Below are 15,085 nucleotides of genomic sequence, written 5' to 3'. Positions count from 1 at the left end.
GGAACCACCCCGACCCGCGGGGCTCGAACTGTTGAGCCGAAGGCTACCGGCACCCCTGCGACCGGCGGCACGCCGGGCCCACCAAGTGGATGATATGTCCCGGGGTGTGGGACACCCATACGGGTGACAGACCCCGTGGATCCTGGCGTGACAAAGGGGCCGTCCCAAGAAGCGGAACGGCCCCTGTCTCACTCGTCCGAGTGGTCTGCGGCGTTGGGCGCCAAGGTCACTCGAAGGACACGGTGCGCACGATGCGGGCGCCGACGGCCGCGCCGATCGGCTCCAGCACGCCCGGCTCGACCGGCCGGTCCACCCGCAGCAGCATGATCGCCTCGGACCGCTCGGTGGTCTGGGAGACCATCGCCGCCTCGATGTTCACGCCGACCTCACCGAGCAGCGTGCCGACCTTGCCCATCACGCCCGGCCGGTCCGGGTACTCCAGCAGCAGCACGTTGCCCTCGGCCCGCAGGTCGAAGTGGCGGCCGTTGACCTCCACCAGCTTCTCCACCTGGTTCGGCCCGGACAACGCACCCGAGACCACCGCGGTGCGACCGTCCGGCAGACCGGCGCGCACCGAGACCACGCTGCGGTGGTTCGGGCTCTCCGAGGAGGTCTTCACCTCCACCCGCACGCCCAGGTCCTCGGCCAGCTGCGGCGCGTTGACGAAGGTCACCTGGCTCTCCACCGCACCGGCGAACACACCGCGCAACGCCGCCAGCTGCAGCACCGACACGTCCTCGTCGGCCAGCTCGCCGCGGGCCTCCACGGTCACCGAGCTCGGCGTGCCTCCCAGCAACGCCGCCAGCAGCTGGCCCAGCTTCTGCGTCAGCGACAGATACGGCCGGACCTCCTCGCCGACCACGCCGCCCTGCACGTTGACCGCGTCCGGCACGAAGTCGCCGCGCAACGCCAGCCGCACCGACCTCGCCACGTCGGTGCCCGCCCGGTCCTGCGCCTCCACCGTGGACGCGCCCAGGTGCGGGGTGACGACCACATTGGGCAGCTCGAACAGCGGGCTGGAGGTGGTCGGCTCGGTCTTGAACACGTCGATGCCGGCACCACCGATGTGGCCGCTGCGCAGGGCGTCCACCAGGGCGTCCTCGTCGATCAGACCACCGCGGGCGGCGTTGACGATCAGCACGCCCGGCTTGGCCTTCTTCAGCTCCTCGGCGCCGATGAGCCCCAGCGTCTCGGCGGTCTTGGGCAGGTGGATGGAGATGGCGTCGGCACGGGACAGCAGCTCCTCCAGCGACACCAGCTCGATGCCCAGCTGGGCGGCGCGCCCCGGCGACACGTAGGGGTCGTAGGCGATCAGCTTGGTGCCGAAGGCGGCGACCCGCTGCGCGAACAGCTGGCCGATCTTGCCGAGGCCGATCACGCCGACGGTCTTGCCGTTGAGTTCCACCCCGGTGAAGGAGCTGCGCTTCCACTCGCCGCCCTTGAGGCTCGCGTCGGCCTGCGGCACGTTGCGCGCCACCGCCAGCAGCAGGGCCATCGCGTGCTCGGCGGCCGACACGATGTTGGAGGTGGGAGCGTTGACCACCATCACGCCGCGCTCGGTGGCGGCAGGCACCTCCACGTTGTCCAGGCCGACCCCGGCCCGGGCGACGACCTTGAGCTTCTTGGCCGCCGCGAGCACCTCGGCGTCGACCTTGGTGGCGGAGCGCACCAGGAGCGCGTCGGCGACGGCGACGGCGTCGAGCAGCGCCGACCGGTCGGTGCCGTCCACGTGGCGAATCTCGACCTCGTCCCCGAGGGCGTCGATCACGGACGGTGCCAGCTTCTCGGCGATCAGGACGACAGGACGGCTTGCGTTGGTCACGGGCGAACTCCAGGTGGAAAATCACGGTCGGCACGACGATGTGCCCGGACGGGGTCAGAGTTTAACGGGAGTTTGAGAAAGTCTTCACAAGGTTGTTGCCCGGATCACCGGCGCCCGACTGATCCGGTTCTTCGGCATTGTCGCAGATCAACCGGGGTGCCGGAACCACAGCGGCGCACCGTGGGGACGTACCGGGCGGGTCCACTCGGCCCCGGCACGAGGTGTGGCGCTGCCGCCGCGATCTCACGGCTCGTCGAACTCGCCGTCCTTGGCACCCGCCACGAAGGCGTCCCACTCCTCGGGCGTGAACACCAGGACCGGACCGTCCGGGTCCGCGCCGTTGCGCATCCCGACGTAGCCGTCCACGAACGCGATCTCCACGCCCGGCTCGTTGGGGTCGTCGGTGCTGGTGATCCACTCCGCGGTGGAGAAGTCCAGCTTGTGTCGGATGTGCGCCTTGTCGTCGACGATCTCGTTGTCTGCACTCACGATGCGTACTGTATCCCTCACTCGCGGCGACAGGTCCACCCCCGCGAACGCGAGGCCCGGTGGTCCTTCGTGGGGGCCACCGGGCCTCGTCGCACCCGACCGGCGCGCGGGTGGCGCGCTGCCGGTCACCAGCGGAAGCTTTCCCTACTTGTGCGTCACTTGTTCGTCCAGGACATCAGGGAGCGCAGCTTCTTGCCGACCACCTCGATCTGGTGGGCGTTGCCCTCCTCCTGGAGCTTGGTGAAGTTCGGTCGGCCGGCCTCGTCCTCGGCCACCCACTCCTTGGCGAAGGTGCCGTCCTGGATCTCACCCAGGATCTTGCGCATCGACTCCTTGACGTGGGCGTCGATGACCCGCGGGCCGCGGGTGAGGTCGCCGTACTCGGCGGTGTCGCTGCAGGAGTAGCGCTGCCCGGCAATGCCACCCTCCCACATGAGGTCAACGATCAGCTTGAGCTCGTGCAGCACCTCGAAGTAGGCGATCTCCGGCTGGTAACCGGCCTCGACCAGCACCTCGAACCCGGTCTGGACGAGCGCGGAGGCGCCGCCGCACAGCACCGCCTGCTCACCGAACAGGTCGGTCTCGGTCTCCTCCTTGAAGGTGGTCTTGATGACGCCGGCCCGGGCACCGCCGATGGCGGCGGCGTAGGACAGCGCCAGCGCCTGGGCGTTGCCCGAGGCGTCCTGCTCGACCGCGATCAGACACGGCACACCCTTGCCGTCGACGAACTGACGGCGCACCAGGTGGCCCGGGCCCTTCGGGGCGACCATGGCGACGTCGACGTCGGCCGGCGGCTGGATCAGGCCGTAGCGGATGTTGAAGCCGTGCCCGAAGAACAGGGCGTCACCCGACTTGAGGTTCGGGGCGATGTCCTCGGCGTAGATCTGGCGCTGCTTGGTGTCGGGCGCCAGGATCATGATCAGGTCGGCCTCGGCCGCGGCCTCGGCGGTGGTGAGCACCCGCAGGCCCTCCTCCTCGGCCTTGGCGCGCGACCTGGAGTTCTCCGGCAGGCCGATGCGCACATCGACGCCCGAGTCGCGCAGGCTCAGCGCGTGGGCGTGGCCCTGGCTGCCGTAGCCGATGATCGCGACCTTGCGCCCCTGCACGATGCCCAGGTCGGCGTCCGCGTCGTAGAAGATCTCAACTGCCATGGGAATTCAGCGTTCCTTTCGGACTTCTTCGGGTTGTCGGCCGGTGGCGGGGTTCAGCGCACTGCGGTGGCCGTGATGGAGCGCGGGCCACGCCCGATCGCGATCGTGCCCGACTGCACCATCTCGCGGACGCCGTACGGTTCCAGCATTCGCAGCAACGCGTCGAGCTTATCGGCGGTGCCGGTGGCCTCGATGGTGAGCGCCTCCGGCGAGACGTCCACCACCTTCGCACGGAACAGCTGCACGGTCTCCAGGACCTGGCTGCGCACCGAGGCGTCCGCGCGCACCTTGACCAGCAGCAGTTCCCGCTGGACCGACGCGTCGGGCTCCAGCTCCACGATCTTGATCACGTTGACCAGCTTGTTGAGCTGCTTGGTGACCTGCTCCAGCGGCTGCTCGCTGACGGCCACCACGATCGTCATCCGGGAGATCTCCGGGTGCTCGGTCGGCCCGACCGCGAGGGACTCGATGTTGAAGCCGCGCCGGGAGAACAGCCCGGCCACCCGGGCCAGGACCCCGGGAACGTTCTCCACCAGCACGCTCAGCGTGTGTCGGCTCATGGGCGCGCTCACCCCTCGTCCTCGTCGAACAGCGGGCGGATACCGCGCGCCGCCATGATCTCGTCATTGCTCGTGCCGGCCGCCACCATGGGCCACACCTGGGCGTCCTTGCCCACCACGAAGTCGATCACCACCGGCCGGTCGTTGATCTCCATCGCCCGCTGGATGACGCCGTCGACATCCTCTTTGGACTCGCAGCGCAGACCGGCGCACCCGTACGCCTCGGCCAGCAGCTTGAAGTCCGGGATGCGGTGCTTGTGGGTGCCAAGGTCGCTGTAGGAGTAGCGCTCGGCGTAGAAGAGGTTCTGCCACTGCCGGACCATGCCCAGGTTGCCGTTGTTGATGACGGCGACCTTGATCGGGATGTCCTCGATGGCGCAGGTGGCCAGTTCCTGGTTGGTCATCTGGAAGCAGCCGTCGCCGTCGATGGCCCACACGGTCCTGTCCGGCATCCCGACCTTGGCGCCCATCGCGGCCGGCACCGCGTAGCCCATGGTGCCCAGGCCGCCGGAGTTCAGCCAGCTGCGCGGGTTTTCGTAGCCGATGAACTGCGCGGCCCACATCTGGTGCTGCCCGACCCCGGCGGCGTAGATGGCGTCCGGGCCGACCAGCTGGCCCAGCCGCTCTATGACGTACTCCGGCGACAGGCTCCCGTCGCTCGGCCACTCGTAGCCCAGCGGGAACCGCCTGCGCCAGTCGTTGAGCTGCTCCCACCACGGTGCCAGGTCGGCCGTGCCGCTCTCGCCGGTGACCGCGGCCACCGCCTCGATCAGCTCGGCGAGCACGTCCTTGCAGTCACCGACGATCGGCACGTCGGCGTGTCGGTTCTTGGAGATCTCGGCCGGGTCGATGTCGGCGTGCACGACCTTGGCCTCCGGCGCGAAGGACGACAGCTGGCCGGTGACCCGGTCGTCGAACCGGGTGCCCAGCGCGATGAGCAGGTCGGCGCGCTGCATGGCGGCGACGGCGGCGACCGTGCCGTGCATGCCGGGCATGCCCAGGTGCTGGGGGTGCGAGTCGGGGAACGCACCGCGGGCCATCAGCGTGGTGACCACCGGGATGCCGGTGCGCTCGGCCAGTTCCCGCAGCTCGGCGTGCGCCTCGGCCTTGATGACCCCGCCGCCGACGTAGAGCACCGGGCGGCGCGCCTCGGCGATCAGCCTGGCGGCCTCGCGGACCTGCTTGCCGTGCGGCTTGCTGGTGGGCCGGTAGCCGGGCAGCTTCATCTCCGGCGGCCAGGAGAAGGAGGTGGTGGCCTGTTGGACGTCCTTGGGGATGTCCACCAGCACCGGGCCGGGCCGGCCGCTGGAGGCGATGTAGAACGCCTCGGCGATGGTGCGTGGAAGATCGTCGGGGTTGGTGACCAGGAAGTTGTGCTTGGTGATGGGCAGCGTGATACCGCAGATGTCGGCTTCCTGGAACGCGTCGGTGCCGATCAGACCGGTGGACTGCTGGCCGGTGATCGCCACGACCGGCACCGAGTCCATGTGCGCGTCGGCCAGCGCGGTGACCAGGTTGGTCGCGCCCGGACCGGAGGTGGCCATGCACACGCCGACCTTGCCGGTGGCCTGGGCGTATCCGGTGGCGGCGTGCCCGGCGCCCTGCTCGTGGCGGACCAGCACGTGCCGCACCTTCCTGGAGTCCAGGAGCGGGTCGTAGGAGGGGAGGATGGTGCCTCCCGGGATGCCGAACACGATCTCGCAACCGACGGACTCCAGCGAGCGGACCAGTGCCTGCGCACCGGTCATCTTCACTGGGGCACCGCTGGGGGGTGCGGGCTTGGGGCGGCGTCCAGGCGGGGGCGCCGGGACCGGATTCTGCCTGGTGTTGGCGCTGGTCATCGGGTCTGCCTCGGGGTCGGAGTTGGGCCGGACACGAAAAAACCCCCGCAGGCCCGAACATGGCCTGACGAGGGTTGGCGCGTCGACGCTGCGAACTTCCTAGGCGTCGACGCGCCAGGGAAGTACGAGAATGTCGAGCAGTCGCAGCATGGCCAGGACGGTAGACCGCCAGGCAAGGTTCCGTCAAACCATTCGAGACGATCATCCCACATGCTGGACACGAAAGGGCTGCGGCCACACCGCGCCGGGACGACTGTTGCCGCAGGTCGGAGTACCTCCGCACAGCAGGGCCGAGGTCCCGGTGTGACGTGCGACGCGCCCGTTCGGTGCTCGCAGGCGGGCCGATCGGCGAGGGTGAGACCATCGAGGGGTGAGCGAGACCCCGCAGGAGCCCGAGCAGCCCGAACCCGGCCAGGACACGGCGCGGGAACCCGCGCTGCCGACGTCGCTGACCTTCCGGATCACCCCGGTATCGCTGCTCGCCGTGCTCGCGATCGCCGTCTGCGCCACCCCGCTGGCCACCACCGCGGGCCCCTGGGCGCTGCTGATCTACCTGATCCCCTTGGCGATCATGGTCTGGATCCTGCGCACCCGCACCACGGTCGACCCGCAGCGGGTCGCGGTGCGCACCTTCTTCGGTGGCAGCAGTTTCGGCTGGGACGAGATCGCCTCGCTGCGACTGAACGAGCGGCGCTGGCTCAAAGCGGTGCTGCACTCCGGCAAGGAGGTCAGGCTGCCCGCGGTGCGGGTGCGGGACCTGCCGCGCCTGTCGGCGATGAGCGGTGGGCGGCTGCCCGATCCGACGTCGCAGGAGTAATGTCGGGAGCACCGCCGCGTCCCGCGCCCACAAGGCGCAACTTCCGAGGGTGACGGACCCGACGCACCACCGTCAGGCACGTGGCGCAGCCACTTCCGGGGGCACACCGCAACCGCGACACCGACAACGCGGACGCGCGGTGCCGCCGCAAGCGGCGAAGCCGTGTAGCCCACCCTCGCCGCGGGTTCTCGGCAGTTCGCTGGCGAGGACAGCCCCGACGCCGCGTATCGCGGGATCCCGGCGCCAGAAAGTGTCCGGGGTGCCGCACCCTGCACCGCCACGCAGAACGAGTTTGGAAACCGTCACATGCCTCAGCTGCGCTCTCGTACCACCACCCACGGGCGGAATGCCGCCGGCGCCCGCTCGCTGTGGCGTGCCACCGGCATGACCGACGACGACTTCGGCAAGCCCATCGTCGCGATCGCCAACTCCTACACCCAGTTCGTGCCCGGGCACGTGCACCTGCGCGACCTCGGCGACGTGGTGGCCGAGACGATCCGCGAGGCCGGCGGTGTGCCGCGGGAGTTCCACACCATCGCGGTGGACGACGGCATCGCCATGGGTCACGGCGGGATGCTCTACTCGCTGCCCTCGCGCGAGCTGATCGCCGACTCGGTGGAGTACATGGTCAACGCGCACCGGGCCGACGCGCTGGTGTGCATCTCCAACTGCGACAAGATCACCCCGGGCATGCTCAACGCCGCGATGCGGCTGAACATCCCGACGGTGTTCGTCTCCGGTGGGCCGATGGAGGCCGGCAAGGCGGTCGTGGTGGACGGCGTGGCGCACGCGCCGACCGACCTGATCACCGCCATCGCCGCGTCCGCCAACACCGCGATCGACGACGCCGGGCTCGCCGAGGTGGAGCGCTCCGCCTGCCCGACCTGCGGATCGTGCTCCGGCATGTTCACCGCGAACTCGATGAACTGCCTCACCGAGGCCCTGGGGCTGGCGCTGCCGGGCAACGGGTCGACGCTGGCCACACACGCCGCCCGCCGCGCCCTGTTCCAGGAGGCGGGGCGGACCGTGGTGCGCCTGGCGAAGCGCTACTACGGCGAGGACGACGAGTCGGTGCTGCCGCGGTCGATCGCGAACAAGAAGGCGTTCGAGAACGCGATGGCGCTGGACATGGCGATGGGCGGGTCCACCAACACGGTGCTGCACACGCTGGCCGCCGCGCGCGAGGGCGAGATCGACTTCACGCTGGAGGACATCGAGGAGATCAGCCGCCGGGTGCCGTGCCTGGCGAAGGTCAGCCCGAACTCCCACTACCACATGGAGGATGTGCACCGGGCCGGTGGCATCACCGCAATCCTCGGCGAGCTGGACCGGGCGGGGCTGCTGCACCGCAACGTCTCCTCGGTGCACAGCGCGAGCCTCACCGAGTGGCTGTCCAAGTGGGACATTCGCGGCGGTTCGCCGTCGCCGGAGGCGATCGAGCTCTTCCACGCCGCCCCGGGCGGGGCGCGCACCACGCAGGCGTTCTCCACCGAGAACCGGTGGTCCTCGTTGGACACCGACGCGGCGAACGGCTGCATCCGCGACGTGGCGCACGCCTACACCGCCGACGGCGGGCTGGCGGTGCTGCGCGGCAACCTCGCCGAGGACGGCGCGGTGGTCAAGACCGCCGGGGTCGAGGAGGAGCTGTGGCACTTCCAGGGCCCGGCCCGGGTGGTGGAGAGCCAGGAGCAGGCCGTGTCGGTGATCCTGAACAGGGAGATCCAGCCCGGTGAGGTGCTGGTCGTCCGCTACGAGGGCCCCGCGGGCGGTCCGGGCATGCAGGAGATGCTGCACCCGACGGCGTTTCTGAAGGGCTCCGGGCTGGGCAAGAAGTGCGCCTTGATCACCGACGGCCGCTTCTCCGGTGGTTCGTCGGGGCTGTCCATCGGCCACATCTCCCCGGAGGCGGCCAACGGCGGCACGATCGGGTTGGTGGAGAACGGCGACCAGATCCTCATCGACGTCCGCAACCGCAAGCTGGAGCTGCTGGTGCCGGAGGAGGTGCTGGCGGAGCGGCGGGCCAAGATGGAGGCCAGCGAGCACCCGTGGCAGCCGGTCGGCCGCGACCGCGAGGTCTCGGCGGCCCTCCGCGCCTACGCCCGCCTGGCGACCTCGGCGTCCCACGGCGCGGTCCGCGACGTCACCAAGTGAGTGAGTCGGGTGCCTCGCGCCACTCGGCGACGAGTGCCCGGCACTGTCATGAGAACGGGCCCGTGCACCGAGTGCGCGGGCCCGTTCTCGCGGTGGTTCAGGGGCGGTGGAACAGCAGCACCACCGCGGCGGCAGCGGCGAGCGCGATCACCAGGCTGATCAGCGCGAAGACCAGCGGGCGGCGGAACCACACGCGACCGTGGTCCAGCGCCGCCCGGCCCGGTCCGGTGAACATCAGCCCGAGTCCCAGCGCGCCGAGCGTCGCCTCGAACTCGAAACCGCCGGTGGCGGCGAAGAAACCGGCGCCGAGCTTGAGGTAGATCGCGTTGGCCATGACGCCGACGACACCGGCCGCGGCCAACGGGGTGAACAGGCCGAGCACCAGCAGCGCACCGGCGCCCAGCTCGGTGCCGCCGGTGATCAGCGCGAGCATCGCGTTCTGCTGGAAGCCCATGTCGGCCAGCGCCTGCGCGAACCCGTCCGGGCCCGGGCCGCCGAACGCGCCGAACAGCTTCTGCGCGCCGTGCACGAGGAAGACGCCGCCCAGGAACAGTCGCATCAGCAGCAGGCCGATGTCGGTGCTCGCGTTCCAGCCGAACGGCCTGCGCGTGTTGCCGAGTTCGTCGTAGTACTCCAGGGGGGCGCTGCCGCTCTGGTCGATCAGCGATGTGGCGTCGGCATCGGTGTAGCCGTCATCGTCGTCGTAGTAGTTGTACTTCTGCGCACCCATGCTCTGGGTCCCGCTAAGCCCGGGTGCACCTCCAGGTTGCTGCGCGTGGGCGCCGTGGCCGCGATCGTCGGGGTAGCCGCCCGCTCCGCCGGGGCGATCGTCGTGAATCCTCACGCCGGACGAGGCTAGGGCATGGTCACCCCACCGTGCGACCCCTTCCGGCAAAACGTCCTGACATGTCATTCCGCCGAGGCCGCCCTCCCGCCCCTGCGGCAGGATGACCCGATGGCGCGGCGGGTGGTTCGGGACTCCCATGATTCCGCTGGTCGCGGCGTCCGGTTCGGTGCCGAAACGTGGACACCACACCCACCAGGGGAACCTTCCATGTTCGCCGGAAGTTGGGTGCGGCACCTCCGGGGCCTGGGCGAGGGGCGGTGCTCCGCGCGTCCTCCTTCCGGAGTGTGGAACTTGGTGGGCTTACCGTGGGTTCACCGGTGGGCCGTTAGGCTCGATCGTCGTGGCAGCCCCGAACCGCATGCGTCGAGTCCTGTTGAGCACGACCATGGTGCTCGGCGTACTGCTGGCGGGCTGCGCGCAGTTCCCCGACGAGCACACCAGGCCGTGGGGCGACCCGCCCTCACTGGAGCCGCAGGCCGGTCCGCAGCCGTCGTTCGAGAGCGAACAACCACCACCGCAGACCGACACCGCACCGCAGCAGCCGGCCCAGCCGGTGGGCTGCACGGACCCGGACCCGGCCGTGGTGGCGACCTGCCTGGCCCCGGTCGGCGCGATCGCGGTGCTGCCCGACGGCAGTGCCGCGCTGGTCGGTGAACGCACCACCGGACGCGTGCTGCGGGTGGAGCGCGGCAAGAAACCCGTTGAGCTGGCGCGAATCCCGGTCGACGCCAGCAGCGGCGGGGGCCTCACCGGGCTCGCTTTGTCCCCGACCTACCACGAGGACGAGCTTTTCTACGCCTACGTCACGACCGGCAGCGACAACCGGGTCGTGCGGGTCGCTGCGGGTGATCGTCCCAAGCCGGTGCTGACCGGCATCCCCAAGGGGCCGCGCGGCAACTCCGGTGCGCTGCTGGACGACGGCCAGGGCGCGCTGCTGGTCGCCACCGGCAACGCGGGCAGCCCCGGCAACGCCGCCGATCCGCAGTCGCTGGCCGGCAAGCTGCTGCGCATCGATGGTTTCGGCAAACCGGCGCGGGGGAACCCGAACCCGAAGTCGCCGGTGGTCGTCTCCGGCCTGACCGATCCCGGCGGGTTGTGCGGCACGCCCGGCCTGGGCATCTACTGGGTGACCGACCGGCTGGGCAGCCAGGACGCGCTGTTCCGGCTGCAGCTCGGGGAACCGCTGGGGGCACCGTCGTGGACGTGGTCGGACCGGCCCGGGGTCACCGGCTGCGCCGCCGACCCGGCGAACGTGGTGGTGGCGCTGCGCGACGCCGCCGCGCTCTACATGCTCAGCCCGGCACCGGACGGCACCATCATCGGCCAGCCGTCGAAGGTCATGGAGAAGACCTACGGCCGGTTCTCCGCCGCGACGCTGGCCTCCGACGGCCTGATCTGGCTGGGCACCTCGAACAAGGACGGCGGCACCCCGGTCTCCAGCGACGACCGCGTGCTCCGCCTCCAACCACCGAGCGGCGGAACCGCGGGCAAGGACTGATCAGCCGCCGTTCACGCCGCGGTCGGTCAGATCGGTGAGCAGGTCGATCGCCTCGTCGTCGGTGAGGTCGGCGACCGCCGGGTGCTGCTGGACCAGCTTGGCGTGCGTGAACTGCCGCCACAGCGCCGAGATCGCCAGGGCGGTGGCCGCGGGGCGGTCCGACACCCCCGCGAAGTGGTCGGCCAGGTGCCGCAGGTCCGGTTCCAGCAATGTCGCGAGACGGTCGGCGAACCGCTGGTCCACCAGGGCCGCCTGGTCCAGCGCCAGCATCACGGTGCGGTGGGCGCGGAAGAAGCGCCAGTACTGCGCGACGTGCCAGCGGATCGCCTCGCGCCTGCTGAAGTCGGCGTCGTGCGCGGCGTCGGCCCGGACCTCCTGGTCATTGGCCTCGATCATGTCCGCCAGCAGCGATTCCAGCAGGTCTTCCTTGCTGGTGAAGTGGTTGTAGAACGACCCGGCGGCCCGCCCCGCCTCGGCGGTGATGTCGGTGATCTTCGCGTTGAGGTAGCCGACCCGGTCGAAGACGCGGCGCGCGGCGGCCTTCAGCGCGGCCTCGGTCTCCGCGGCCCTGGCCCTGCGGCTGTCCGCCATGACACCTCCCGTTCCTTGACAGGGCACGCTAGCAAGCAGCATTCTGAATCAGAATTCACTGAATCATATTTCAGTCAGGAGCGCGGACGTGGACACTCAGGTGCTGATCGCCGGAGCGGGGCCGACGGGCCTGACGCTGGGCATCGAACTGGCGCGACGCGGCATCGACCTCCGGATCATCGACGCGGCCAGCTCGCCGTTCGCAGGGTCGCGAGGTGACGGCCTGCAACCCCGCACGCTGGAGGTCTTCGCCGACCTCGGGGTGCTCGACGAGGTGCTCAGCAGCGGATCGCTCCCCGTTCCGCTGCGAGCGCACGTCGGCGGCCGGTACGTGGGCGAGCGCCGGATGACCGAGATCGTCGAGCCCACCCCCGACGTCCCCTACCCGAACGGCTGGATGCTGCCCCAGTGGCGCACCGAGGAGATCCTGCGCAACCGGCTGCGGGAACTCGGCGTCCGAGTCGAACAGGGCGTGGAGATCGTCGATTTCCACCAGGACCCCGAGGGCGTGACGGCAACGCTGAACACGGGAACGGTTCGAGCGACCCACCTCGTCGGCGCCGACGGCGGACGCAGCACGGTGCGCCGGACCCTGGGTGTCGACTTCGTCGGCGAAACCGACGACACCTACCGCATGCTGCTCGGCGACGTGCAGGTGACCGGCCTGGACCACAGCTGCGGCCACTGGTTCGGCGATGCCGACGACCCGGCCCGGGGCATCGTCCTGACCCCGCTGCCGGGCACGAACGCGTTCCAGTGCGCCACCCCGCTCCCCGACGACGCCGAGCCCGCCGCCACGCTCGCCACCCTGCAATCGCGGCTCGACGAGTACTCCGGCCGCAGCGACCTCCGGATGCACGACCTGACCTGGTGCACGGTGTGGCGCCCGAACATCCGCATGGCGCGGCAGTTCCGCCGGGGTCGCGTCTTCCTCGCCGGCGACGCGGCGCACGTCCACCCGCCGACGGGCGGCCAAGGTCTGAACACCGGGGTTCAGGACGCCTACAACCTCGGCTGGAAGCTCGCCGAAGGCGGCGCCGAACTCCTCGACAGCTACGAGGTGGAACGCCTGCCGGTCGCCGCCTCCGTCCTCGGCCTCAGCACCGAACTTCTCCAGCGACACGTCGAAGGACACCCGGACGCGTACCGGCGCGGCCCGGAGACCAACCAGCTGAACATCTCCTACCGCACCAGCCCGCTGTCCCACGACGACCGCCCCGACCCGGGCCGGGTCCGCGCCGGGGACCGGGCCCCGGACTCACCGCTGCACGACGAGAACGGCAGGCAGATCCGCCTCTTCGACCTGTTCCGAGGTCCGCACTGGACCCATCTCGCGTTCGACGCCGAGCCCCCAGCGACCTCCCCGAACGTCCACGCCTACCGCATCTCCCCCGCCCCCACTGGCGCGTCCCTTGTGGACGCCGAGCGCATTGCCCAAGCCAGCTACGACGTCTCGCCCGGCACGCACGTCCTCATCCGCCCGGACGGTCACATCGCCCGCATCACCCGGTGAGGCGCACGCACCGACCGCGCTCGCCCACTGAGGCGGTGGCGGGCACCGTTGCCGAACGGTGCCCGCCACCCTCGCAGAACTACTGGCCGCAGGCGGCGAGGACGAGTTCCCGGACGCGCTTGGCGTCCGCCTGCCCCTTCGTCGCCTTCATGACCGCGCCGACGATCGCGCCCGCCGCCTGCACCTTGCCGCCGCGAATCTTGTCCGCCACGTCCGGCTGCGCCGCCAGCGCCTCGTCCACCGCCTTCTGCAGCGCCGAGTCGTCCGACACGACCTCCAGACCGCGCGCCGCCACCACGTCGTCCGGCTCGCCCTCACCGGCGAGCACCCCGTCGACCACCTGGCGGGCCAGTTTGTTGGTCAGCTTGCCCTCGGCGACCAGCTCGATCACCCGCGCCACCTGCTTCGGCGTGATCTCCAGGTCGGCGAGCTCGACACCGCGGGTGTTGGCCTGCTGCGCCAGGTAGGACACCCACCAGGACCGGGCGTCGCCGGACGGCGCACCCGCCTCCACGGTCTCCGCCACCAGCTCCAGCGCCCCGGCGTTGACCAGGTCGCGCAGCTCCTCGGCGGACAGGCCCCACTCCTCCTGGGCACGCCTGCGTCGCTCCCACGGCAGCTCCGGCAGGGTCTTGGCAAGCTCCGCCACCCACTCCCGGGACGGCGCGATCGGCACCAGGTCCGGCTCCGGGAAGTAGCGGTAGTCCTCGGAGGTCTCCTTGCGGCGGCCCGCCGACGTGGTACCGGTGGACTCGTCGAAGTGCCGCGTCTCCTGCAGGATCGTGCCGCCCGAGGCGAGCACCGCGGCGTGCCGCTGCATCTCGTAACGCACCGCGCGTTCCACGCTGCGCAGCGAGTTGACGTTCTTGGTCTCGGTGCGGGTGCCGAACTCCGACGATCCCTTCGGCATCAGCGACACGTTCGCGTCGCAGCGCAACGAACCCTGGTCCATGCGCACGTCGGAAACCCCGAGCGCGCGCAGCAGGTCACGCAGCGCCGTGACGTAGGCCCGCGCGACCTCCGGGGCCCGCGCGCCTGCGCCGACGATCGGCTTGGTGACGATCTCGATCAGCGGCACCCCGGCCCGGTTGTAGTCCAGCAGCGAGTGCTCCGCACCGTGGATGCGCCCGGTCGCGCCGCCGACGTGCAGCGACTTGCCGGTGTCCTCCTCCATGTGCGCGCGCTCGATCTCCACCCGGAACGTCGAGCCGTCGTCCAGCACCACGTCCAGGTAGCCGTCGAAGACGATCGGCTCGTCGTACTGGGACGTCTGGAAGTTCTTCGGCATGTCCGGGTAGAAGTAGTTCTTCCGGGCGAACCGGCACCACTCCGCGACCTGGCAGTTCAGCGCCAGGCCGATCCGGATGGCCGACTCCACGGCCTTGCCGTTGACCACCGGCAGCGACCCGGGAAGGCCCAGGCACACCGGGCACACCTGGGTGTTGGGTTCGGCGCCGAAGGAGTTGGGGCAGCCGCAGAACATCTTGGTCTTCGTGGACAGCTCCACGTGGACCTCGAGGCCGAGGACCGGGTCGAACCGCTTGACGACCTCGTCGTAGTCCATGATCTCGGCGACGGCGGTCACTTCTCCTCCTCGGTCTCGCGCAGCGCGCGCACCGCCAGCGCGGTGCCGGTGACCAGCCCGAGCGCGGTGATGATCGCGTCCGCCAGTGCCAGCTTGTCGTTCTTCTCGCGCGCCGACCGGAAGCTCGCCCGCAGCCCGAAGGCCGCCGAGAGCACGGAGGCGAGCTGGAACGCTGCCTTGATCTTCGGGTTCAACACGCCACCTCCAGTAGCGTTCCGGA

General features: G+C 70.4%; 13 protein-coding genes. 4 read left to right on the top strand and 9 right to left on the bottom strand.

The genetic code is table 11. The features are described 5' to 3' along the window. Positions 1–226: 226 nt before the first annotated feature. The 5 genes from serA to IEY17_RS03765 form a co-directional block, all read right to left on the bottom strand. A complete protein-coding gene (serA, locus tag IEY17_RS03785) occupies positions 227–1,822 on the bottom strand; it encodes a phosphoglycerate dehydrogenase (protein ID WP_188985511.1) in 1,596 nt (531 codons plus the stop codon). Positions 1,823–2,065: 243 nt separating this feature from the next. Next, complete coding sequence (locus tag IEY17_RS03780; protein ID WP_188985509.1) at positions 2,066–2,311, bottom strand: DUF397 domain-containing protein; 246 nt, start codon at positions 2,309–2,311, stop codon at positions 2,066–2,068. Positions 2,312–2,466: 155 nt separating this feature from the next. Next, a complete protein-coding gene (ilvC, locus tag IEY17_RS03775) occupies positions 2,467–3,462 on the bottom strand; it encodes a ketol-acid reductoisomerase (protein WP_188985507.1) in 996 nt (331 codons plus the stop codon). A gap of 53 nt (positions 3,463–3,515) precedes the next feature. Next, a complete protein-coding gene (gene ilvN, locus IEY17_RS03770) occupies positions 3,516–4,022 on the bottom strand; it encodes an acetolactate synthase small subunit (protein ID WP_188985506.1) in 507 nt (168 codons plus the stop codon). An 8-nt stretch (positions 4,023–4,030) separates the two neighbouring features. Beyond that, positions 4,031–5,863 (bottom strand): acetolactate synthase large subunit, encoded by a 1,833-nt coding sequence (locus IEY17_RS03765; RefSeq protein ID WP_188985504.1) that lies wholly within the window; start codon positions 5,861–5,863, stop codon positions 4,031–4,033. A 370-nt stretch (positions 5,864–6,233) separates the two neighbouring features. Between IEY17_RS03765 and IEY17_RS03760 the strand changes: the two genes are divergently transcribed. Continuing rightward, positions 6,234–6,680 (top strand): PH domain-containing protein, encoded by a 447-nt coding sequence (locus IEY17_RS03760; protein WP_229679823.1) that lies wholly within the window; start codon positions 6,234–6,236, stop codon positions 6,678–6,680. Positions 6,681–6,986: 306 nt separating this feature from the next. Continuing rightward, positions 6,987–8,831: a dihydroxy-acid dehydratase gene (gene ilvD, locus IEY17_RS03755; protein WP_188985502.1), complete on the top strand. Its 1,845-nt coding sequence runs from the start codon at positions 6,987–6,989 to the stop codon at positions 8,829–8,831. A 97-nt stretch (positions 8,832–8,928) separates the two neighbouring features. Here the strand turns inward: ilvD and IEY17_RS03750 are convergent, their stop codons facing one another. Next, the gene (locus IEY17_RS03750; RefSeq protein ID WP_229679822.1) at positions 8,929–9,561 is read right to left on the bottom strand and encodes a DoxX family protein; all 633 of its coding nucleotides are present in this window, start codon (positions 9,559–9,561) and stop codon (positions 8,929–8,931) included. A 457-nt stretch (positions 9,562–10,018) separates the two neighbouring features. On the opposite strand from IEY17_RS03750, the gene IEY17_RS03745 reads away from it, so the two are divergent. Further along, positions 10,019–11,176 (top strand): PQQ-dependent sugar dehydrogenase, encoded by a 1,158-nt coding sequence (locus tag IEY17_RS03745; protein ID WP_229679821.1) that lies wholly within the window; start codon positions 10,019–10,021, stop codon positions 11,174–11,176. Here IEY17_RS03745 and IEY17_RS03740 read toward each other — a convergent pair whose 3' ends face one another. Further along, positions 11,177–11,767: a TetR/AcrR family transcriptional regulator gene (locus tag IEY17_RS03740; protein WP_188985498.1), complete on the bottom strand. Its 591-nt coding sequence runs from the start codon at positions 11,765–11,767 to the stop codon at positions 11,177–11,179. A gap of 88 nt (positions 11,768–11,855) precedes the next feature. Between IEY17_RS03740 and IEY17_RS03735 the strand changes: the two genes are divergently transcribed. Further along, complete coding sequence (locus IEY17_RS03735) at positions 11,856–13,280, top strand: FAD-dependent monooxygenase (protein WP_188985496.1); 1,425 nt, start codon at positions 11,856–11,858, stop codon at positions 13,278–13,280. A gap of 79 nt (positions 13,281–13,359) precedes the next feature. On the opposite strand, the gene gatB is transcribed toward IEY17_RS03735, so the two are convergent. After that, complete coding sequence (gene gatB, locus IEY17_RS03730) at positions 13,360–14,865, bottom strand: Asp-tRNA(Asn)/Glu-tRNA(Gln) amidotransferase subunit GatB (protein ID WP_188985494.1); 1,506 nt, start codon at positions 14,863–14,865, stop codon at positions 13,360–13,362. Then, positions 14,862–15,062 (bottom strand): hypothetical protein, encoded by a 201-nt coding sequence (locus IEY17_RS03725; RefSeq protein ID WP_229679820.1) that lies wholly within the window; start codon positions 15,060–15,062, stop codon positions 14,862–14,864. Before IEY17_RS03725 ends, gatB begins: the two co-directional genes overlap by 4 nt. Positions 15,063–15,085: the final 23 nt, after the last annotated feature.

This window comes from Saccharopolyspora thermophila (assembly GCF_014646075.1).
Taxonomy (GTDB): domain Bacteria; phylum Actinomycetota; class Actinomycetes; order Mycobacteriales; family Pseudonocardiaceae; genus Saccharopolyspora; species Saccharopolyspora thermophila.
The sequence above is the reverse complement of the archived record's forward strand: the minus strand, read 5'-3'. Positions and strand labels throughout refer to the sequence as shown.